This is a genomic window from Paenibacillus sp. FSL P2-0089, from assembly GCF_038595095.1.
Classification (GTDB): Bacteria; Bacillota; Bacilli; order Paenibacillales; family Paenibacillaceae; genus Paenibacillus_AQ; species Paenibacillus_AQ silagei.
Window position 1 is genome coordinate 6975919 of sequence record NZ_CP152006.1, and the last position, 22403, is coordinate 6998321.

The 22403-nt window shown below is 54.0% G+C and carries 21 protein-coding genes; 5 read left to right on the top strand and 16 right to left on the bottom strand.

All coding sequences use genetic code 11. The features are described 5' to 3' along the window. Positions 1 to 42: 42 nt before the first annotated feature. From NST69_RS29635 to NST69_RS29650, 4 genes are all read right to left on the bottom strand, one after another. On the bottom strand, positions 43 to 1134 hold the full coding sequence (locus NST69_RS29635; protein WP_036728111.1) for a carbohydrate ABC transporter permease: 1092 nt from the start codon (positions 1132 to 1134) through the stop codon (positions 43 to 45). Beyond that, entirely contained in the window at positions 1134 to 2249 is a 1116-nt protein-coding gene (locus NST69_RS29640) for a sugar ABC transporter permease (RefSeq protein WP_051478249.1), read from the bottom strand. Before NST69_RS29640 ends, NST69_RS29635 begins: the two co-directional genes overlap by 1 nt. Positions 2250 to 2385: 136 nt before the next feature. Further along, the gene (locus NST69_RS29645; protein WP_036728110.1) at positions 2386 to 3816 is read right to left on the bottom strand and encodes an ABC transporter substrate-binding protein; all 1431 of its coding nucleotides are present in this window, start codon (positions 3814 to 3816) and stop codon (positions 2386 to 2388) included. Positions 3817 to 4183: 367 nt separating this feature from the next. After that, positions 4184 to 5188 carry a LacI family DNA-binding transcriptional regulator gene (locus tag NST69_RS29650; RefSeq protein ID WP_036728109.1) on the bottom strand — a complete coding sequence of 335 codons (1005 nt, stop codon included), beginning with the start codon at positions 5186 to 5188 and terminating at the stop codon, positions 4184 to 4186. A gap of 381 nt (positions 5189 to 5569) precedes the next feature. Here NST69_RS29650 and NST69_RS29655 point away from each other — a divergent pair, with 381 nt between their 5' ends. The 4 genes from NST69_RS29655 (at position 5570) to pepT (ending at position 10445) form a co-directional block, all read left to right on the top strand. After that, positions 5570 to 6580, top strand: a complete 1011-nt coding sequence (locus NST69_RS29655) for an LLM class flavin-dependent oxidoreductase (protein ID WP_339311967.1) — start codon at positions 5570 to 5572, stop codon at positions 6578 to 6580. An 890-nt stretch (positions 6581 to 7470) separates the two neighbouring features. Continuing rightward, positions 7471 to 8445, top strand: coding sequence for a hypothetical protein (locus tag NST69_RS29660; RefSeq protein ID WP_342547878.1), 975 nt, complete (start codon positions 7471 to 7473; stop codon positions 8443 to 8445). A 28-nt stretch (positions 8446 to 8473) separates the two neighbouring features. Continuing rightward, positions 8474 to 9154 (top strand): sortase, encoded by a 681-nt coding sequence (locus tag NST69_RS29665; RefSeq protein WP_340957362.1) that lies wholly within the window; start codon positions 8474 to 8476, stop codon positions 9152 to 9154. 58 nt (positions 9155 to 9212) lie between these two features. Then, positions 9213 to 10445 carry a peptidase T gene (gene pepT / locus NST69_RS29670; RefSeq protein WP_342547879.1) on the top strand — a complete coding sequence of 411 codons (1233 nt, stop codon included), beginning with the start codon at positions 9213 to 9215 and terminating at the stop codon, positions 10443 to 10445. Between the two features lie 105 nt (positions 10446 to 10550). On the opposite strand, the gene NST69_RS29675 is transcribed toward pepT, so the two are convergent. The 4 genes from NST69_RS29675 to hxlA form a co-directional block, all read right to left on the bottom strand. Beyond that, positions 10551 to 11687, bottom strand: a complete 1137-nt coding sequence (locus NST69_RS29675) for an NADH-dependent flavin oxidoreductase (protein ID WP_036728102.1) — start codon at positions 11685 to 11687, stop codon at positions 10551 to 10553. Positions 11688 to 11779: 92 nt separating this feature from the next. After that, positions 11780 to 12154, bottom strand: coding sequence for a helix-turn-helix domain-containing protein (locus NST69_RS29680; RefSeq protein ID WP_036728101.1), 375 nt, complete (start codon positions 12152 to 12154; stop codon positions 11780 to 11782). Between the two features lie 143 nt (positions 12155 to 12297). After that, on the bottom strand, positions 12298 to 12855 hold the full coding sequence (hxlB, locus tag NST69_RS29685; protein ID WP_342547880.1) for a 6-phospho-3-hexuloisomerase: 558 nt from the start codon (positions 12853 to 12855) through the stop codon (positions 12298 to 12300). Positions 12856 to 12861: 6 nt separating this feature from the next. Continuing rightward, positions 12862 to 13494, bottom strand: a complete 633-nt coding sequence (hxlA, locus tag NST69_RS29690) for a 3-hexulose-6-phosphate synthase (RefSeq protein WP_036728098.1) — start codon at positions 13492 to 13494, stop codon at positions 12862 to 12864. 246 nt (positions 13495 to 13740) lie between these two features. Between hxlA and NST69_RS29695 the strand changes: the two genes are divergently transcribed. Continuing rightward, positions 13741 to 15120, top strand: coding sequence for an MATE family efflux transporter (locus NST69_RS29695; protein ID WP_342547881.1), 1380 nt, complete (start codon positions 13741 to 13743; stop codon positions 15118 to 15120). A 94-nt stretch (positions 15121 to 15214) separates the two neighbouring features. Here the strand turns inward: NST69_RS29695 and NST69_RS29700 are convergent, their stop codons facing one another. The 8 genes from NST69_RS29700 to NST69_RS29735 all read right to left on the bottom strand — a co-directional run bounded on the left by NST69_RS29700 (position 15215) and on the right by NST69_RS29735 (position 22366). Beyond that, a complete protein-coding gene (locus NST69_RS29700) occupies positions 15215 to 16540 on the bottom strand; it encodes an extracellular solute-binding protein (protein ID WP_342547882.1) in 1326 nt (441 codons plus the stop codon). 123 nt (positions 16541 to 16663) lie between these two features. After that, positions 16664 to 17464, bottom strand: coding sequence for a response regulator (locus tag NST69_RS29705; protein ID WP_036728093.1), 801 nt, complete (start codon positions 17462 to 17464; stop codon positions 16664 to 16666). Then, positions 17427 to 19223 carry a sensor histidine kinase gene (locus tag NST69_RS29710; protein WP_036728290.1) on the bottom strand — a complete coding sequence of 599 codons (1797 nt, stop codon included), beginning with the start codon at positions 19221 to 19223 and terminating at the stop codon, positions 17427 to 17429. The genes NST69_RS29705 and NST69_RS29710 overlap by 38 nt, the downstream gene beginning before the upstream one ends. A gap of 188 nt (positions 19224 to 19411) precedes the next feature. Beyond that, the gene (locus tag NST69_RS29715) at positions 19412 to 19654 is read right to left on the bottom strand and encodes a hypothetical protein (RefSeq protein WP_209868683.1); all 243 of its coding nucleotides are present in this window, start codon (positions 19652 to 19654) and stop codon (positions 19412 to 19414) included. Between the two features lie 417 nt (positions 19655 to 20071). Further along, positions 20072 to 20302: a cold-shock protein gene (locus tag NST69_RS29720; RefSeq protein ID WP_036722714.1), complete on the bottom strand. Its 231-nt coding sequence runs from the start codon at positions 20300 to 20302 to the stop codon at positions 20072 to 20074. 130 nt (positions 20303 to 20432) lie between these two features. Then, the gene (locus NST69_RS29725) at positions 20433 to 20633 is read right to left on the bottom strand and encodes a cold-shock protein (RefSeq protein ID WP_036722718.1); all 201 of its coding nucleotides are present in this window, start codon (positions 20631 to 20633) and stop codon (positions 20433 to 20435) included. A gap of 278 nt (positions 20634 to 20911) precedes the next feature. After that, positions 20912 to 21190 (bottom strand): hypothetical protein, encoded by a 279-nt coding sequence (locus tag NST69_RS29730; RefSeq protein ID WP_036722720.1) that lies wholly within the window; start codon positions 21188 to 21190, stop codon positions 20912 to 20914. A gap of 69 nt (positions 21191 to 21259) precedes the next feature. Then, entirely contained in the window at positions 21260 to 22366 is a 1107-nt protein-coding gene (locus tag NST69_RS29735) for an MBL fold metallo-hydrolase (RefSeq protein ID WP_342547883.1), read from the bottom strand. Between the last annotated feature and the right edge of the window lie 37 nt (positions 22367 to 22403).

Genomic DNA, 22403 nt, shown 5'->3' on the forward strand with positions numbered 1-22403 from the left:
ATTCTCCTCCCGATTGCCGGCTTCTCTTGTCCCAGCCACAGATCAGCCTTTGACTGAGCCGCCCATCAGACCCCGGACGAAATACTTTTGCAGCAGGAAGAAGATCGCCAGCGGCATCAGCATCGAGATAAAGGCTGCCGAGGTCAGCAGATGCCAGTCATTGCCGCGCGAGCCGACCAGATCGGCGATCTTCATCGACATGACCTGAACCGACGGCTGGTTCCCGATGAAGATCAGAGACACCAGATAATCATTCCATACCCAGAGGAACTGGAAGATCCCGATGGAAGCGAGCGCGGGCACGGACAGCGGCAGAATCAGTCTGCTGAAAATAGTAAAGTGGCTGGCGCCGTCAATAAAAGCTGATTCAAACAGATCCTTCGGCAGCTGGCTGATGAAGTTGTACATGAAGTACGTAACCAGCGGCAGCCCGAAGGCCGTATGTGCCAGCCAGATTCCAAGATAACTGCCGTTCAGCCCAAGCGCCGTGTAATCCTTGAGTACCGGAATGAGCGCAACCTGAATCGGAATGACCAGCATCGCAATAATAATGACGAACAGCGTCTTGCGTCCGGGAAACCGTAACCAGGCGAAGGCATAGGCGGCAAAAGAGGCGATCAGCACAGGAATCACCGTCGCCGGAACAGCAATCGTCAGTGTATTCCAGAACGCCTGCGACAATCCGCTCCCCTTTTGCACCGTTTCACTGCCGTCCGCTTCCTTGAGTGTGTACTCCTTGCCGGACAGCACATTCTTATAGTTGTCGAGCGTGAGGTCAGGCACCGCCTGCCAGCCCTGCTCTTGCATATTCACCGTGCGTGCCCTGCGGTTCTCCCACATCAGGCGGCTGCCATCCGCCTTCACCCCTGCCTTGAGCTGTTCATCCGTATAGGTCTTGCCGTTCACCTCAATCGGCTCCCGCAGATCAACCTCCTTGGGAAGCTGCACCGTCCCGCCCGCTTTCCATTCCTGATGGGGGAACACCTTCCACCAGCCCGTCTGCAAAATATCCGCTGCGGGACGGAAGGAGGAGGCGAAGAGTCCGAAGGTCGGCAGAATCCAGAGGAAGCAGATGACGCCCAGAATCAGATTGACGGCCGTTTTGCTGCCCTTTTTTTTCTTGGTGCCCACCATTAGAATCCCCCCTGCTTGCGGAACTGCCGCAGATTAATAAGGATAACAGGCAATACCGCGATCAGGAGCACGATAGCCAGCGTAGAGCCGTAGCCGAAGTTGCGGTACATGAAGAATTGCCGGTAGAACTGCGTCGCTACAACCTCTGTATCGTATTGACCGCCTGTCATCACCATGACAACGTCAAATATTTTCAGCGTAAAGACAATAATCGTGGTGGTCACCGTCAGAATCGTCGTAGAGATGTAAGGAATCATGATGCCAAAAAAGATCTTCACCTCACCCGCACCATCCACCCGTGCAGCTTCCAGAATATCCTCGGGCACTCCTTTGATGGCCGCTGAGAAAATAACCATCGCAAACCCCGTCTGCATCCAGATCAGAATGATAATAAGGAAGAAGTTGTTCCACGGCTGCAGCATACTCGTCCAGGCCTGCGGTTCACCGCCGAAATAGGTCACAATCGCATTCAAGAGTCCAATCTGCTCATCGCCCGGCTGATAATAATAGACGAACTTCCAGATGACCCCGGCGGCAACAAAGGAAATAGCCATCGGCATGAAAATAATCGATTTGGCGATCCGCTCATAGCTGCTCCGGTCGGCAAGAATGGCAATCAGCAGCCCGAAGCAGACACAGGCCAGCGTGCCCACGAACACCCAGAGCAGGTTGTTGCGCAGAGCCGTAGCCATCAGACGGTCGCTGAAGATCGCGGCGTAATTGCTGAGTCCGACGAACTTCTCGGAGGAAGCGTTGAAGAAGCTTAAGTACAGCGTCCGCAGGGCAGGCAGAATCAGCAGCCAACCGAGAATAAGGACAGCCGGTCCGACAAAAACATATGGCAGCACCTTCCTGCGGACATGGTCCGGGTACTGCTCCACGGCCCAGGTCAAGGTGTAGTAGATCAGATATACGCCCAGCACGCCCCACAACACTGCGAGCACCGCTGTCAGCAGCGGTTGAAGCGTTGAATCGCGGAAAAACAGGAAAATCAGCCCGTTGACCACAATATTCGCAAGCAAAACGCCCAGCGATAGCAGGACTGCCCTGCCGCTGATTCTCTGATTGGCCTGCGCCCCGGCGGCACCCGGCTCCGGCCTTATTTGTGCATCCATATCGGTTCCTCCTATAGGCTCTGTTAGAGCAGAGCCCTCTTCATAAGCACCCTTTACCACCAGCTGAGGGGCAGGCCTGATTGCTCAAGACCGCCCCTTCAACCTCTTGGTGTCTAAGCCCCGTGCTGCCTGCTTCTTAGTTCTTCCAGCCTGACTGAATCTGCTCCAGGGCCTGATCCAGCGTAGCGGTTCCGCTCACATAGTCAGTCATGCCCTTCCAGAAGGTACCTGCACCCACCTTGCCTGGCATCAGGTCCGAGCCATCGAAGCGCAGGGTCGAAGCGTCCTGCACCAGCTTCGCCATCCGGCGGTCGGATTCGGACTGGTACCAATCCAGGGAAGCATCATTCATCGGGGCAATGACACCGCCGGATTGCACCCAGCTTTTGATCGATTCGCCAGTAGTGAAGAACTCCATTACAGCGCGTACTTCAGGGCGGTCATTGAACATAGCGTAGATGTCGCCTGCCACCAGGACCGGCTTGCCGTACTGCTCATCAATCGGCGGAAGATAGAACCAGTCATAGTCTGTATCCACCTTAGCCGTTTCCGGGAAAAAGCTGGTAATGAAGTTCCCCATCAGGTTGAACCAGGCTTTGGGCGGATTCTCGAACATCGGCTTCGGAGCATCGCCAAATGCAGTAGTGACAATGGATTTAGCACCGCCGTAGACATAATCCTTATTCAGCCAGATCTTGGACATCACTTCCACCGCGTTCTTCACTTCAGGAGAAGTGAACGGCAGCTCACCGCTTACCCACTTATCGTAATTCTCAGGCGTCGTGGTCCGCAGCATGATGTTCTCTACCCAGTCGGTTGCCGCCCAGCCGGTTGCCGCGCCGCTCTCAATACCGATTGCCCAGGCTGGATCACCGTCTTTGGCGATTTGCTCCGTCAGGGCCATCATTTCATCCCAGGTCTGCGGAACCGTGTATCCCGCTTCGTCAAATTGCTTCTTCGGATACCAGACCAGGCTCTTCACATTGCTGCGGTTCCAGATCCCGGCCATAATCTTGCCATCCTTGCCGTCCATGGTGGACATATCCAGCCAACTCTTATTGTAATTGGCCGTCAGCTTCGCCTGATCCAGCACCCCGGTCAGATCGATGACCTTGCCGGTCTTGGCAATAGAGGCCAGCAGGCCCGGCTGCGGGAAGTCCGCGATATCCGGCGCATTGCCGCCATCGACCCGGATATTAATCGTAGCTTCGAATTCCTTGGAGCCTTCGTATTGAATATCAATGCCGGTTTTCTCTTCAAATTCCTTAATGCTGCTCTCGAACTTCACCTGGTCCGCATCGACAAACGGGCCGAACATCGTGACCTTCGTGCCTTTATATTCACCCTTCATTGCCAAATCCAACGGGCTTCCTGCCGCAGCGGGATCTGGACTATCTGTTGATTCTGCGTTGTTATCTGCCGATGGTGCTGCTGTGGGAGCTTCTGTAACCGCCGGGGCCTTCGTTGGCGCAGCGGTGTTATTGCCGCCGCAGCCGCTGAGCATCATGGTGAAGGATAGACACAACACCATCGCAAGTGACAGTTTACGTGCTGGAGCTTTCTTCATTGTTTCATACATCCCCTTTAATTGTTTTTAGAGACTGCATTGAACCAGCTTCATTACCGGAACCCCTTCCGGCAGAGCAGTAACTCACCCCCTTATAGTAATTCACAGACAACAGGCACCCACACCCATTAACAACGCTAATTCAAACGTACATTCTCCATATCCCACAATAATGTATGCGCTTCCAATAGTCAGTTAGTACCTTCTTCTGTGGATAAGGTTTCTGAAACAGTTCCTGAAACGGTTCCCGAAACGATTCGCTCACATTCCTCTAACGCGTCACTCTGAAAAGCTTTTCAGAAGAGCGTGAAGAAACCGTGCTGCCCTATCCCCAGGCAGCCGTGCTTCAGCCCGCAGGAACTACATCTCATTTCTCACGCGAGGATTCTCTTACGATTAGCTTATGCTCCATCTTCTCTTTCATGACAGCCACCTTGCCGGTGGTCAGCAATTCATGCAGCTTCTCGGCCGCCCGGTACCCCAGCTGATAGATAGGCTGTGCGATTGTTGTCAGCTTCGGAATGAACATCCCCGACATCCGCAGATTATCGAAGCCGATGACCGACACTTGCCCGGGAACCAGAATATTGCGGTCCTTTAAGTAAGAGATCGTTCCCATGGCGAACTCATCCGCTACACAGAATACAGCTGTTAATTCCGGATATTCAGTGAACAGCTCGTGCGTTGCCTGATAGGCCTGCTCAAAGCGGTGGTTAGCGTACTTGATTTTCCCGATATTACGCTCCAGCCCCGATTCGCTCAAGGCTCTCACGAACCCCGCCATCCGCGGTGGCCCGGACACCGAATTATCATGATTGAAACCAATCATCCCAATCTCTTGGTGCCCCAGCTCAATCAGGAATTTCACAGCATCATACGCCGCCTTCTCATCATCCACCTCGACCGACGCTACCTCATACTCATCGGAATGGGAAGAGACCAGCACGAATGGAATTCTGCAGCCTATTAGCTTCTCATAATACTCAGGGTGCAGAATATCACTGGCGAACACAACACCATCCACCTGCTTCTCATGAAAAGTATCCATATAGGACAATGTCCGCTCCTTGTCACGGTCTGTATTGCAGATCATCAGACTGTAACCGAGCTTAATGCAGGCATCCTGCATTCCCCGGATCACCCCTGCGAAATACAGGTTCTCAATATCGGGAATGAGTAGCCCGAGAGTAAATGACTTCCTGTAAATTAACCCCCGTGCGAATGCATTAGGCTGATACTTGAGCGCTTCTATCGCTTCAATGACCCGGCTGCGCTTACTCTCCACGACCGTATCCGGGGCATTCATTACACGGGACACAGTGCTGATGGATACTCCGGCCATCTTGGCAACATCTCTGATTGTTGGCTTCATAGTCTGACTTCCTTCTTGATTCTTTTAGCCCGAAACGTGTGCCCTCCTTATCAGGATTGGCCTAGCCGCTTAAGTTAGAAAAGCTTTTCAAAGCGATTATAGCAAGGCTCCCTTAAATTGGCAAGCAAATTGTTATGCGCTTACATCTCTGCCTGCGGAGCCCTTGCAGTACGGTTGTAAGCGTCCAAATTCAGTCCAAATACTCCAAATTCATCCCTTCAGTAACTGGACCTTTCTCCCTTCACACTCCCTCTCCCCGTCATGCCGCTTACTTAAAGTGTGTAAATTATATTATTTCATGTTATAATTGGCGGGTATATTGATTCATGGCTGCAAATAATGCTACTGATGCGGAATGCATCTACTATAGGAGGGATTCATGTGAAGCAATTGCACGACATACCATTCTCCGTACTGGATTTAGCCCCTATCCGGGAGGGCGGAACGGCGGCGGATTCTTTTCATAACACCCTTGATTTGGCTCGTCATGCTGAGAAATGGGGGTATAACCGTTACTGGCTGGCAGAGCATCATAATATGACCGGCATTGCCAGCTCCGCCACCTCCGTTGTTATCGGACATGTTGCAGCTGGAACTAACACCATCCGCGTAGGTTCAGGCGGCATCATGCTCTCCAACCATGCCCCGCTGGTGATTGCCGAGCAATTCGGCACGCTGGAGTCCCTGTATCCGGGACGGATAGATCTGGGTCTGGGCAGAGCCCCCGGCTCCGACCAGGCAGCCGCCAGAGCACTGCGCCGCAGTCTCGGCAGCGATGGCAGTGAATTCCCTGAGCAGCTTAGCGAGCTGCGGGCGTATTTCGACCCCGAAGGATCAGGCTCCCGTCCGGCCGGTGTCCGCGCCGTCCCCGGTGAAGGACTGAACATCCCGATCTGGCTGCTCGGCTCCAGCGGCTTCAGCGCCCAGCTTGCGGGCCAGCTGGGTCTGCCTTTTGCTTTTGCCAGCCACTTCGCACCGGATTATCTGCTGCCGGCTCTGCATCTGTACCGTACCAGCTTCAAGCCATCAGCAGTACTCGACAAGCCTTATGTTATGGTGGGTCTGGGAATTACGGCAGCGGATACGGTGGAGGAAGCGCGCAGACTTGCCACTTCCCAGCAGCAGCAATTCCTGAACATTATTCGTGGCCGCACCGGCAAGCTCCAGCCGCCTGTAGACAGTCTGGACGGAATCTGGACCTCCCAGGAGAAAGCATTGCTTATGAGTAAACAGCAATACTCCATTGCGGGCGACCAGGCCTTGATCGAAGAACGGCTGCTCCAGATTCTCGAAGAGACGGGTGCCGATGAGTGGATTATCGCTTCACAGATCTATGATCACTCTGCCCGCCTGCATTCGTATGAGCTTGTGGCCGACCTGTTGAAGAAGTAATAAGGCCGTAGTAGTTCATCAGATTTAAAATAGTGGAGCAGAAGCAATTACCCTTCAAATTACATCTTTTCCAAGCGGGGATTGTTCTTCAGGGGCGTTTGGCTTAGCGTAACGGACTGAGGTGCTCTTATTTGGGAAGAAAGTCGCCAACTGGGCGAGTAACGGACTCCATGGGCCTTATCCTTTACACTTCGGCTCCAAAACGTCTCGTAGGGAGACAATAAGGCCGCCTGAGTCCGTTACGCTGCAAAAAGTGGCGTTTTCGTGGGGATAAGATCTCTCCGGTCCGTTAGATTTCGGGGTGGAGTTTAACAAGCTTATCCACCCTTTTAAACCTGACACTGTACTAGTCTGATTACAAGCCAGTCTATATAATTAGCCCATTTAACTACCTATGGAGAACTCCATTGAGGTAGCTGAATGGGCTATTTTAGTCTTGCAGCAAAAGACGAATGTGTTCGGAGTAGAAATGATGGAGCCGGGCCTTTACAGCCCAAATCGTTCTTTATAAAATACAAAATCCAGTAATATACAGAGAAATAATGAGTTAACCGCAGTAAATATTAAATAAATGCCGTTAAGTTATAATAAACGCCCCAATTCATTCACTTAAAGTATCTTTTCCGGTTTTTCTTTATGCCCATTTGAGATTATACTGTAATTAATATTCGTTATAACGAACGTCAGTGTATTTTTACCATTCCGCCTCATTCACGCACGTTCAGGCTCATCCAGATCCGTTCATGCTCGTTCTGATTTATACTATCGTTTTAATGTGTAGTAGTTCTTCAAGAAACCACTTTATTCGACAAACTATGATTCAGAAGGGCGAACCGGGGCGGATTGTGGCTGGTGGCTGCCGAAGGTCTGCACAGGAAGGGGCGGGGAGAGTGAAGAAGAGACATACATCTATAATTGGCGCGTATATGTTGGCCGTTCTGGCAGGTGTAATCTGGCATGCCGGAGGGGTCAGCGCTGAGGATACGATCAAGCTCACTGTCAACTCACATACGACCAGTACGGCAACCATGAACAACATGCAGCCGGGAGATACGATGGCTTCGGATTATAAGATTATCAATGACGGAAATGATCCGTTCGATTATGCAGTAGCCTTTCAGTTCCGCTCCGGGGACGCAGATCTGTACAATATCCTGCAAATGACCCTGCAAAAAGAGGGAGTAATCCTCTACTCAGGGGTAATGAGCGAGGCCCCGGGGGTAGTGACCATCGGCTCGCTTGCCGGAGGGGAAGAGGAAGCTATCGAAATGAAGGTATTGTTCCCGCCGGAGGCAGGCAACGAGTTCCAGGAGAAGACGGTAAGTGTCGCCTTTGAATTCACGGCAACTGCTGCGCCTGCGCCGACAGCCAGTCCGACCTCTACACCGCAATCCACAGAGGAGCCAACGGCTACAATAACGCCTATGCCTACGTCAACGCCGGGGTCCACCAGCAGCCCTGGCAGTACGCCGCCTGCTGCAACAACAGTCCCTACAGCCTCACCGGCCGGCAGTGCATCGCCTGGCAGTTCAGCAGCGCCATCACAGGCACCGGCAACTGCTACGGCAGCACCGGATGGAGTGAGCGTAAGCGAAGAGCCTGTTCCGCTAGGGGCAGGAGAGGAAGACGGCGGCAACCGTCCGTCCGCGACGCCGGATTCCGGAGCCGCTTCACTTGGCAGCACACCAGCCCCTTCACCAGGGAAGGAGGTCAACCTCACTGATGACGCGCTTCCGCTGGGCGGGCCGGAGGAAGACGGCAGACTGCCCGACACAGCCAGCCCTTGGTACAATCTGATTGCGGCCAGCCTGGTTGTCGCCATGATTAGTGTGCTTGTACTCCGCAGGCTGGGCCAGAAGAAGTAACTTTATGTATATGTAAGGAGGAGAGAGCATGAAGATACGCAGCGGGTTCACTTTAGCCGTCAAGCTGATCTTCCTGCTCTCCTTGTGCGTTATGCTATATTCCGCCTTCCAGATCCTCAAAGCGCCCGCCGAAGCCCGCGAAGCCCTGAGTATCTGGGACAAAAAGAGGGAGGAAGCCCAGCTTCCCGTAAGTTCCGAAGAAGAAACGCCCCTTCCTGAAGGTATGGTCAGCAGCGCAGAATCACCAACAGGCGACAAACCTGCTTATATAGCAGGAGAGGTAATCGGGGAGATCTATTTTCCGAAGCTTAAAAAGCGGGTCGCCATTCTGGAGGGAACCGGACGGGCGGAGCTTAAGCGGGGCGCCGGACACGATGAGGCAAGCGCCGCCCCGGGCGCCTCAGGCAACAGCGTGCTGGCCGGACATCGCGATACCGTCTTCCGAAGTCTCGGCGAGCTGGAGACCGGAGACCGGCTTGAGCTTGCGACAGCGGAAGGCACTTTTACCTATGAAGTCACCGGGAGCCGGATTGTTGACGGAGATACGCGGGGAGCGATTAAGCCCAGCAGAGACCCCGTACTCACCTTGATTACCTGTTACCCATTCTCTTATGTAGGCGCAGCGCCCGAGCGCTACCTGCTCTCGGCCAAGCTAGTCTCCAGCCAGCCCCCATCCCCTTTCACTCCTCACCCTCCGCCTAAAGTATGAGACCCGGGCCGGATCGTGATAATATAGACATACGAAGCTGAAGAGGAGATGACCCGCATTGAAGGAAGAATTAATTAGACGTTTTGTATCGTATGCTGAAATGGATACCCAATCCAGCGAGGACAGCGAGAGCTGCCCGTCCACTCCAGGCCAAATGGTACTGGCGCATAAGCTGGCAGAGGAGCTGCAGGAGCTGGGACTGACGGAGATTACGGTGGACGAGCATGCCTATGTCATGGCCTCGCTGCCCGCCAACACAGATAAAGAGGTTCCGGTGATTGGCTTCCTGGCCCATCTGGATACCGCTACGGATTTCACCGGCACGAATGTGAAGCCGCAGATTGTAGAGAACTATGACGGGCAGGATCTGGTGCTGAATGGAACCCAGAATATTATCATGTCCACGAAGAGCTTCCCGGAGCTGAGCGGTTACAAGGGGCATACGCTGATTACGACCGACGGCACCACCCTGCTGGGGGCAGACAACAAGGCAGGCATCGCTGAGATCATGACGGCTATGGCCCATCTGCTGGCGCATCCGGAGATTAAGCATGGCAAGATCCGGGTCGCTTTTACCCCCGATGAAGAAATCGGACGCGGCCCGCATAAGTTCGACGTTGCCGCCTTCGGTGCTTCCTATGCCTACACCGTGGACGGAGGCCCGCTTGGAGAGCTGGAATATGAGAGCTTCAATGCCGCCGCCGCCAAAATCACCTTCCACGGAGTCAATGTCCATCCCGGTACAGCCAAGGGCAAGATGATCCATTCGTCCAAAATCGCCATGGCCTTCCATCTCCGTCTGCCCGCCGGTGAAGCCCCTGAATTCACAGACGGCTACGAGGGGTTCTACCACCTGATCTCCATGCAAGGCAGTGCCGAGCACAGCAAGCTGCATTACATTATCCGCGATTTTGACCGCGGGCAGTTCGAGAACCGCAAATCGAATATCGCCGCAATTGTGGAGGAATTCAAATCTACATACGGGGCGGACAACATCATCCTGGAGATGAATGACCAATACTATAACATGCGCGAGAAAATCGAGCCCGTCCGGCATATCGTCGATATCGCCCGGGAAGCGATGGAGGGCCTCGGAATCACGCCGGTTATCCGTCCAATCCGCGGAGGGACTGACGGCTCACAGCTCTCTTATATGGGGCTGCCTACACCGAATATTTTCACCGGAGGCGAGAATTTCCACGGCAAATTTGAATACGCCTCTGTAGACGTAATGCTGAAGGCTGTACAGGTTATCGTTGAGATTGCCCGTCTGGCGGAACATAAAGCGTAAATAAGATTATATTAAAAACAGCAAAAACCCCGTGCCGCCCTGGAAACAGGGGCGCACGGGGTTCTTATATTGCTTTGGTCACAGACCGTTATCCGTCTGCCTGCTTTATTGCTTAACCGGCAGCCAGCCCGGTGTATGGATCAATGCTCTCCAGAGCGGGTCCGGAATCACAAGCTCTGCCTGGGCAGCCGGATCAAGCTCTGTCTTAATCTCATCGGCCCGGCCCCCGGCCAGCTTCTGCACCCAGTCCGGTTCAATCAGAAGCGGACGGCCCAGCGCCACCAGGCTGATGCCGCTGTCCAGACTCTTTAGGGCATCGGCGGCAGAGTAGAGCGAGCCTACGCCAATTACCGGAGCTTTGTCTCCCGCCCGGTCTACGATCTGCTCAATACGCGGACGGCTGTCCTCCGTTCCCCGGCGTGGCAGTGACCACAGCTCCATGAGGGAGGCGTGCAGGTAATCCAGCCCCTCCGCTGTCAGCGCATCGATTAGGGCAAACGTGTCAGCCATCGTAATCCCCGGCGTTTCCGGCTCTTCAGGCGAGAAGCGGTAGCCTACAAGGAATGCACCCTCTGCATGCTGCTTCACCGCAGCCTTGACACTGCGCAGAACGGCCAGCGGGAAGGCGAGACGCTTCTGCAGATCCCCGCCCCAGCGGTCTTCGCGTCTGTTGGAATGCGGCGAGAAGAACTGCTGCAGCAGATATCCGTTCGCACCGTGAATCTCGACGCCATCGAAACCGGCCTCGATCGCCCGGCGCGTCGCTTCACCGAAATCAGCGATAATTCCGGTAATCTCTTCGTCTGTCAGCGGGCGCGGAACCGCCCCCTGTCCGCCGCCCGGCAGCTCAGCCGGCACATCGCTTGCACTGACAGGCTGTCCGTCAACCAGCTGCTCCGGCGGGCATTGGCGTCCGCCATGGAAGATCTGGAGCACGGCCTTCGCTCCTTCGCCCTTGATGGCCTCCGCCAGCTCACGCAGGCTTGGAATCAGCCCGTCATGGTCAGCTCCGAATTCACCCGGGAAGCCCTTCCCGCCGCGTGAGACATAGACACACGCGGTAATGACCATCCCCGCCCCGCCCGAACGGCGGATATAATAATCCAGCTCCGGCCGGGAGACAGTTCCATCCTCATTGGAGGAGAAATTAGTCATCGGCGCCATGACCACACGGTTCTTCAGTTCAATCCCGTTCTTGAATTTGAACGTCTCCAGCAGCGGGCTATATTCTGTCTTCAGCATACCTATCAGCCTCCATTTATTTAAATCTTCACAAATGTTAGTATACAACTTAATTTTGCACAATACAAATAGAACGACTTCGTTTACAGTTGCTACCTATCACAGTGAGGTGCATCTTTCCAGATCACCTTGTCCCCGTAATTCTTGCCCCAGTCATACATCATGCGCAGCACCGGCATCAGAGTATGTCCATACTCTGTCAGGGAGTACTCTACCCGCGGAGGAACCTCCGCATATACCTGCCTGAATACCAGCTGATCCTCCTCCAGCTCGCGGAGCTGGTTGGTCAGCATTTTCTGGGTGATATGGGGGATCAGCTTCTTGAGTTCACTGAACCGCTTAGTCCCTTCCAGACCCAGGTGCCACAGTATAATCAGCTTCCACTTGCCGCCGATCACAGCGAGCGTAAGCTCCTTCTCGCAGTTGATCTCCTTCAGGTTGATACGGTCTTTAATTTCAGTCGCCAATATTTAGCCCCCTTCCGGCTATCATCATAATACAAATCCATCGCCCACCGCACATAAGCAGCAAAGGATGCCCTCCCGTCAAGGAAAGCATCCGTGTGATAGCTTTATTGTATTCCAAGCTCTATTCTATTCCAAATCGTATGCTATTCCAAATTGGCATGCTTGCCGAACATCCGGCCGGAGGTCTGCCCCGTCTGCTCCATGATCCGCAGAATAACTGCATCATAGAATACAAGCAGCGTCTGTTCAAACAAGGAGGCCATCGGCTGCAGCGTAGTATAGCCGCCGTCCGGCCGTTCCTTGGGAGCGCCAGGCAGCTTGACTTTATAATCTGCGAGACGTCCGATCGTCGAATCCGGCTGAATGGTTACGAGGACTACAGCTGCTCCGATTGCCTTGGCTTTCTCAGCCATGGAGACCAGTCCCTTCGTCTCGCCTGAGCCGGAACCCAGTACAAGCACATCGCCGGGGCCAATGCCCGGCGTTACTGTCTCTCCGACCACATAAGCTGTCCGCCCGGCCTGCATCAGCCGCATGGCGAAGGCCCGGCCCATCAGGCCGGAACGACCGGCACCGGCCACGAAGATCTGCCCTGCGCGCAGCAGCTCCTCCGTCAGCGCCTCACCTTCTCCGGCATTCAGCCCGGAGACGGAGCCCTCCAGCTCCTTCACAATTTCCTGTGCGTATTGCTGCGTGTCCATGGCTGCTTAAGCCTGGCTTACAAGGCGCTTCATTTCCGCAGCAGTTGCCTTCATGTCGGCTTCGCTAGTAATACCGCCGCCCACGATTACCAAATCAGGCTGCGCAGCAATCACTTCAGGCAGCGTACTCAGCTTAATGCCGCCGGCAATTGCAGTTTTGGCCCGGGTAACCACGCTCTTAATATCTCTCAGATCTGCGAAGGAATTCTTGCCCTCAGCCTGATGGTCATAGCCGGAATGCACGCAGACATAATCCACGCCCAGCGCATCCACTTCAGCGGCTCTGGCCTTGAGATCCTTCACGTTAATCAGATCGACCAGGATCTCTGCACCTGTCTTCTTCGCTTCCTCCACCGCACCGCGGATCGTTGAATCATCAGATACACCCAGCACAGTTACGATGCCCGCGCCTGCTTCCACTGCCTTCATGACCTCATATCCGCCAGCATCCATGATTTTGAGATCGGCCAGCACCGTAAGCGCCGGAAAAGCTTCCTTGATCGCTTTCACCGCATGCAGCCCCTCATTAATAACGACCGGTGTTCCAATCTCAACGATATCTATAGATTCGGCAACCTCTGCAACAACCGCCTTGGCTCCGGCAATATCCACCAGATCGAGTGCTAACTGTAATTTCATATGTGTAAGTTCTCCTTATCCGTAATATATTTTAGGAAGTGCTGCTTCTCAGTTTAGGGATATACTGCCGATTAGGGAAGTAGGCACTTTAAAGTGAGGTAGTCACCTGGAGGATACTATTGGGCGACGCCGGCGGATTTTCAGGCAGCATGTCTTAAATCCTACTGCATTTTCACAACAGCTGTGCTACCATACATTTGATTCAAAGATTCACAGCCGCAAGGAATCCTAATAAGAAGGTGTATGATGGAAACAAGCAAGCCCAAGACATTCAACTTAATGAAGCTGACCTGGCCGATCTTCCTGGAGCTGTTCCTGTTCATGCTCATGGGCAGTATGGATACCTTCATGATCAGCTCGGTGTCCGATGATGCGGTCTCCGGTGTCGGAGCAGCCAATCAGATTATTGCCATAGCTATTCTGGCGCTTAGTGTCATCGGTAACGGCGCGGCGATCGTCGTGTCGCAGTACCTCGGCTCCAAGCAGCCCAAAGAAGCCGCCAGAGTGATCGGCAATGCAGTTACCCTGAATCTTGCGGTAGGGATCATACTTAGTACAGTGATGCTGCTGCTCGGAGGCCACCTGCTGCAGGCGCTGAACGTGAAGGGTGACATTCTCGCCTACGCCCGCTCGTATATCAACATTGTCGGAGGCGCGATCTTCCTGCAGGCCCTCATCAACGCGCTGGCGGCCACCATCCGGACCCATGGCTTCACCAAGCAGACGATGGCGGTATCGCTGCTGATGAACGTTATCCATGTCGGCGGTAACTATCTGCTGATCTTCGGCCATTTCGGACTGCCTGCGCTCGGCGTGGAGGGTGCGGCCGTGTCAACCGTAATCAGCCGCTCCATCGCTCTCTTGATCTTCTTCCTGCTGCTCTACCGGATTATGGAGGTACGCGTGAAATGGAGCTATTACGTTCACCTCTCCAAGAAATACGTGCTGCAGATTCTCAAAATCGGTATTCCGTCCGCCTTCGAATCCGTAATGTACCAGTGCTGCCAGCTCGTCTTCACCCTGTACATCACCTATTTGGGGGCCGAGGCCATGGCTACCCGCCAGTATGCGGTTAATATCTCGAACTACATCTTCCTGTTCAGCGTAGCGGTAGCGATGGGGACCTCGATTATTGTCGGGCACCTTGTTGGCGCAAGACGGACGCAGGAGGCTTACTCACGGGTGTTCACCAGTGTGAAGTGGGCGCTGCTGGTCACAGTCATCATGGACCTGATCGTCATTCTGTTCCGCAAGCCGCTGCTGGGCCTGTTCACGGATAATGAGCTGATTATCACCATGGGCGCCCAGGTCATCCTGCTCAGCTTCTTCCTGGAGACCGGACGGACCTGCAATCTGGTCATTATCAACTCGCTGCGCGCGTCGGGCGATGCCAAGTTCCCGGTCTACATGGGCATGATATCCATGGTGTGCATGAGTCTGCCGCTGGGCTACTTCCTGGTGTTCACACTTGATCTGGGTCTGGCCGGGGTATGGCTGGCCACAGCGTTCGACGAATGGGTGCGGGCAGTCATTATGTACTTCCGCTGGAAAAGCAGAGCCTGGGAGAAGCATGGCCTGATCCAGCACGAACCGCCGGAAGCCGCTCCGGCCGCTCCGGCGCACTAATTCTGCGGCAGCTCCTCACACAAATAAGGGATGCTAATCAGCCACCGGAAATACGGCTGATTAGCATCCCTTTGTCTGTGCGCTTGTCCCATGCTCAGTTCCCCGTGGCTACTGCAACCTTATGTCTGGCTGCGAACTGCTCCGGCGTGACTGCTTTGCCGAACAGCGCCTGGATCATATCCAGATGGACCTGGGCAGCATGCGGCTTCATCTCCACATCCGCGAACAGGGTAATACTGCTGGCATTGTTCAATTCATTCAGCAGATCCACGTATAGCTGCGGCAGCTCCTCATTCGTGGTATCGACCTTGGTCGCCGGAATCACCCCCGCACTCGTCACTGAAGCCTCGCCCCATTTGAAGACGAAGTATTCGACAAAAGCCTTGGCCTCCTCCTTCACCCTGGACGATTCCGCTACGAACAGTCCGACACCCGGACCGCCTACCCAGTCGCCCGAATTCCCCTTCCCGCCTTCAACCGTAGGGAATTTGAAGAAGCCGACCTTGTCCTTGAAGGCCTGCGGAATCTCCGGGTTGGTCGTGAAGTTGGGCAACTCCCAGGTACCGGTCAGGTACATGGCCGCCTTTTCTTCCATGAATTCCGATTTGCCCTCATCATACGACAAGCCGTTGAAGCCGTTGTTGAAGGCGTTCATATCGACAAGGTTCTGCACTTCCGCTGCAGCCTGCACCAGTCCGGGATCATCGAAATAGCCCGTCCCCTTCGTTGCCCGCTTGAGCGTCTCACTTCCGGCAATACGGTCCGCCAGATACATATACCAGAGCGAGCCTGTCCACCGGTCCTTATTGCCCAGCCCCACCGGAGGCACACCATGACTGGAGAGCGCTCTCACAACTGCCTTGAACTCCTCATACGTTGAAGGCACCTGAAGATTATATTGGGCGAAGATCTCTTTATTATAAAAGATCGGAGAGATGTTCATCTCCAGCGGCAGCGCATAGGTCTTGTTATCGACAACATAAGACTCTGTAGTACTCTTCAGGAACTTATCCTTAAGCTGCCCGCCATGCAGGATGTCATCCAGCGGAGCGAATAATCCGCCTCTTACATAAGGCTCCATGAAGCCGGCTGCCCAGGTTATGCCCACATCGGGAAGGTCATTGGAAGCGGAGAGCACCTTGAGCTTGCTTTTATACTGCTCATTCTCCAGCACGTCCTGCCTGATGATGATACCCGGATGCTCCTTCTCATATTCTGCGATAATCTGGCTGACCAGCTTATACTGCTGCGCGGAGAGTCCGGCGGGCCAGATGTGCATCATATGAATGGTTATTTTGGGGGAAGAGGCACCGGTAGCTGCAAGCTCACTATTATTCTCTGCCGCAGAGCTGCAGCCTGTCAGAACAAGCAGCCAGATGCAGGCCAGGAGCAGCCCCTTGGTCATGTGATTCCTTCGCATTGCCATTGCCTCCCCATCTCACATTGCAAAAGGCCGTAATTATCCATGTAATCGCTATCATTCAAATTCTAGCATCGTACTCTGAGGCAGATAAGGGCACATTTATTGGCTAAAATACCACATTTATTGGATTTCCTGCGCTCCGCCCTTCATCTGCTGACGGTACCGGCTCGGGCTTATCGCCTCCAAGGACTTGAAAACCTTAATGAAATATTTATCCGTCCGATACCCTACACGCTCTCCAATCTCCCCGACCGGCAGCGCGGTCTGGAGCAATAACTCCTTCGCCCGCTGAATCCGCAGACGGGACAGATATTCAGTGAAGGAGACCCCGGCCTGCTCCTTGAACAGCACGCTGAAATAGCTGGCATTCAGGTGAATCATCCCCGCTACCTCAGCCATCGTCAGCTGTTCGTGCAAATGCTGCTCCACATAGGCAATGGCCTCCTTAACCGGCTGCCCCATCCCGGCCTGCTCCGGGTCAATCTCCAGCAGCTTGTGATCCACCAGCTTCTCCAGCTTCACATGGCGCTGCTGCTCCTCCTCCCGCTTCAGCGCATCCTCGACCACTGTCAGCAGCTCGGACTTGTCCAGCGGCTTCAGCAGATAATTGACTGCCCCCAGCCGCATCGCCTGCTGCACATAATCGAACTCCGCATAGCCGGAGATGACAATGATCACCGGCTTCCGGGGAGCTTCCTGCAGCGAATGGATCAGATCCAGCCCGCTCACCTCCGGCATGCGCACATCTGTGATCAGCAGATGGACGCGCTCCTGCCGCAGCCGCTCGCGCGCTTCCACCCCGTTGTCGCAGGTCTCCACGATATACCGGCCTGCCGCCCATACTTCCAGCGTCTGCTTAATCCCCTGACGCGTTCTTGGTTCATCATCTACGATTAGAATCGTCTTGTTGCCCAGACTCATAGGTATCTCCTCCATTGCTTGGAATCTCAAACCTTATTACAGTCCCTTCAGACCGCCGGCTCTCTACGATCAGCCCCTCCGTCTTCATGCCCGCTTCCGCATAGTACAGCTTCAGCCGCCGCTGCACATTCACCAGCCCGACTCCGCTGCCCTTGGCAGAGACCGGGGGCCCGCCATCCAGCGCATCACGCAGCGCCAGCAGCGTGGCCTCATCCATACCCGGCCCGTTGTCCGACACCTCCACTGAGGTCCAACCCTTGCGGGAGGAGGGGGTGATGATTACTTCAATCACGCCCTTGCCGACGCGGCTCTCCACTCCATGCAGAATTGCGTTCTCGACAATCGGCTGAATCAGCAGCTTAGGTACCGGTACAGCAGCCTCATGCGGGTCAAGCCTGATGTCCCAGGACAGCCGCTCTCCCATCCGCATCTCCATAATCCGCAGATACCGCCTGATCTGCTCCACCTCTTCACTCAGCGTGACCCATTCATCCTTGTTGTGCGGGCTGCCCATAATGTAGCGGAATAGCCTGGACATCATGACCACTAATCCGGCCAGCTCCTCCTCTCCCTTCTCCTCCAGTGACCAGTTGAAGGCCTCCAGCGTATTGAACAGGAAATGGGGATTGATCTGCGCCTGCAAGGCTTTAAGCTCGGTCCGGCTCTGCAGGACCTCCTTCTCATAGACCACCCTGATCAAATCATTAATATTAGCCACCATACCGTTGTAGGTATTATTCAGCTCCCGGAGCTCCATGGTCGATACCTTCTGCGAATTGGGGGTCAGCACCCCCATACGGGATTTGCGCATCGCCCGGATCAGGTGAATAATCGGCCGGGTAATCATTGTCGACAACAGAAAGGATATAATCAGGAACAGCAGGGTTCCGATTCCGCCTGAGACCAGCAGCACCGTCCGCAGCACGGACAGTCCCTTGGTGACATAGCTGACAGGTGTCAGCACCAGCAGCGTCCAGGAGGTCTTGTCCGAGCGCAGCTTGACCTGCACATACTCCTTGCCCCGGAAGCTCACCGTCTGATCCCCACTCTCCAGCAGCGGCAGCAGATCCTCCTGCGGCGTTCCGCTGCTCCCAAGGAGCTGTCCTTCATCATTCACGAGCAGCACAGACTCCCCGCTGTCACTGCCGGAGAACGGATCGTCGAGCTGGAAGTAGCTGCGCTGGATGCGGGCCATCAGGTAGCCGCCCCGCGAGAACCAGCGGTCCATCAGGCTGACCTGGCGAATCGCCAGCAGGCTCTGATCATCATGCGGATCAACGCCGATCCAGACCAGCCGCCCCTTCTGGGCATTAGCCTCACTGATATGCTGCTCGTTAATTCTGCTCTCCAGGCTGCCTTCCTTAATCGGGAACAGCAGCCTGTAATCAGCGGTATATAGCTCCAGCGAGCCTACACTCGGCATGTACGCCTGATAGCTGGAGACAATTTGCAGCAGCGACTGGCGCTGATTGAAGGACACCTCATTGCCGTCCAGCTCCTCCAGCAGCAGCTGTTGAACGGTAGGATGATTGGCCACCTGCTCCATCAGACCGTCAATCTGGCCGGTCAGCGCATCCAGCCTTCCGTTGGCCTGAACCGCCGTCTGCTGGATGTGCCGCTCGGCATTATTTTTGAGCAGAATCGAGACACGGTCATACACAAATGCCCCGGACACCAGAATAATAATGAGCATCACCAGCAAAAAACCGATGAATATCTGATTGCGCAGTGTGTTGAGCTCTCTGAACCTCTGAAGCATCAGAATTCCCTCTTTCGTTGGCAGCGTTTCCAACTCTATTCTCCAAACCCCGGGAGTTTTGTCAAGATAAATCATTGCCCGCAGTGGAGAGACGGCTACGAAGTCCCCAAGGATACCAGCAACAAAAAACCCTTAGCACAGTTCTCCCGGTTCGAGGAGCTGCCCTAAGGGCTTACACAGAAGACTACTTAGATGAACATTAACGGAGTGATCCATTCGAAATGCAGGGCCGCCCACAGCAGAGCCAGCAATACCGCGCCGATGCAGTAGCTTATCACCTTGCGGCGGGTTGGCTCCAGATAAATATCCAGCGGAATCAAGATCAGAATCAGACCAATCGCGATAATGTTAAGCATAGGCTTATGATAAAAAATCCCCGCTGCATTCAAGGCAACCGCAAGTAACGTCAGGAGCAGAAAATATTTTCTCATAGCTCCATCATCCCTGTATTATCCATTATTGTCAACCCGCTGATTCGCCGGCGTTTAAGAATGGCTTTGCCGTCTTTTTCATGGATAGTACCCTTTTATAAAAGAGGTACTAAAGAAATTAACGAAAAGCAAAAAGAAACGGAGGGGAAATTTGGAACTGTAGGAGCGATAGCGTCCGCCTTTGTCACCGGATTTCCACCGCGATTAGCGGTTAAAATCAAGAAATCTGGTGACAACAGCGGCCGGAAGTCCAGATGTTCACCGCAGTGACGACCAAGCTTCGAGTTCAAACTTTAAATGCCTTTTATATATAGAGGTAAAAATCCAAAAAAAATAGCCCATTGCGGGCAAGAAACGGACAGCGGTATAGGGTTACTCTCCTCTAATTTCGTATAAACCGGTCAAAGAGCGACAGCCTTAGTGGATAGTCACACTCTTCTTAATAGCCTTCGCGTCCAAATTCTTATTAACGAGCGTAGGCAGCATCTTCATGCTCCGGGTCATGGGCGAATTACATTGCCAGCAGGTAGGCACATGTTGAAAGGCAAAGTTGTCGCGTATCCATCCGGTGCATTCTTCCTTGGTGCAGGACCAGATAGCCGTCTCTTCCTGCGGAAGATCTACCATTGCTTTTTTACGAAAATACATAAGTACCCCTCCTAATAGCTTGGTTAGTGCGTCCAACGGACTGTTATGGCAGAACGGAAGCTTGTTCTCTACTACATGGTCATAAAAAAAACTACCCTCAACTGGTGTTAAGGGCAGCTTATTTGTGGAATTACAGTTTTACAACGTTCTCAGCCTGTGGTCCACGAGCGCCTTGAGTTACGTTGAACTCAACGCGTTGGCCTTCGTCCAAAGACTTGAAGCCTTCGCCAGTGATTGCGGAGAAGTGTACGAATACGTCGCTTCCGCCTTCAACCTCGATAAAACCGAAACCTTTGTCTGCGTTGAACCATTTTACTGTACCTGTTTGCATGATATTACCTCCAAAGTTTATTTAACACATGTCCTTTTATTCCTACGTATTGTACGAACAAATAAAAATTCACACATTGGAAAAGGCTTCATACACAAATGCTAACCTTTTACAATATGTGAATTAAGGGTTAAATTTATGATTAACTTCATTGTAGCACACTATTTTCCCAAATGCAAAGGGTTACTGCCAATAACACAAAATAAATTTTAAATTTTAGAGAACCTTTGCCAGGGGCACGGCTTTGGGGGATCAGCCGCGCACCACCGGCTAAGGCTTCAGTCGATATATCCGGCCAGTCCCTTGTCCATCAGGTAATCCATTTCCGCATCCAGAATGGTCTCCACCGTCAGCTCGTCCAGCTTCACATCGCGCTGCGCAGTCACATAGTCAACCAGATCATCATTATCGATATCAACCTCGCCTTTGGCATTGGCCTTGGCCTTATTAATAAACGTCTGCTCATGCTTCAGCACCAGCCGGATAACGGCCGGGTCCACCTTCGTCTGTGCAGACAATACCTCCACCAGTTCCTGCTCGTTCACTTCATTGCTCATCTTCGTTCGTCAGCTCCTTGGTATATATGAACCCTGATTGTACCACAAGTCCCCTTCAGGCGGGCAGCCTCATCTCCACCAGGGAAGAACCGGATATCCGGCGGCCCCCGCGGTTACAGTCTCCCCGATTCTCGGCGTGGCCAGCCGTACCCCTCTCAGCGCCGCAGCAGCCGAGATCCGTTCTGCCGGATCAGTCCAGTCATGCATCGACAGGGTGAATGCGCCCCAATGGATGGGAATCAGCAGACCTCCCTGCACATCGATGTGCGCCTCTACAGTCTGTTCCGGCAGCATATGGATATCCGCCCAGCGCGGATCATATTGGCCGCATTCCATCAGCGTGAGATCGAAGGGTCCATGGGTACGTCCGATCTCGGCAAAATGCGGACCATACCCGCTGTCTCCGCTGAAGAAGACCTTGGTCTTCTCCCCTTGAATAATCCAGGAGCACCACAGCGTGGTGTTGCGGTCCAGCAGACTCCGCCCCGAGAAATGCCGCGCCGGAGCGCAGGTGAAGGTTATCCCCTCATAGGTAAGCGTATCTCCCCAGTCCTGCTCGCGGATCTTATCTGCGGCCACCCCCCAGCGGCGCAGATGAGCGCCGACACCCAGCGGTACAATGAACAGTCCTACCTTATCCTTCAGCTGGCGGATGGTTCCATAGTCCAGATGATCATAATGATCATGGGAGAGCAGAACCGCATCCAGCTGCGGCAGGAGGGCAGCCTCCAGCGGAAGCTGCTTGCTGTAGCGGCGGCCGCCGATGAACGGAAACGGGGATGGGGCACGGCCCAGCATAGGGTCGAGGAACAGAGTCAAGCCGTCCATCTCCAGCAGCACCGCTGAATGCCCGAACCAGGTAACCCGGGTGTCGCGTCCTGCTCCTATAGAGGACGGCAACAGCGGCTGCGGCTGAAGAGGCTCGGCAGGTCTGGAGTGGGGGTTACCCTTAATGAAGTCCTTCAGAATGGAGAGTCCGCTGCTTCCAGCCTTGTCACCGCTCAGTTCCGCAGTCTGCGGATAAGCAAATTTGCCCTTGCTGTAATGGGCGGAGCCGAGGTTACGGGCCCTCTCCTGCTCCCCGGCCCTGCGCCCGAACGCCGGATAGACAGTCATGATAAGATACGCAGCAGCAATAAGCAGGAGCAGTATAACGAAAATGGTAATCAGGGTCATGCAGTAATCCTTCTTTCTGCGGACTTGTGCCGCATCT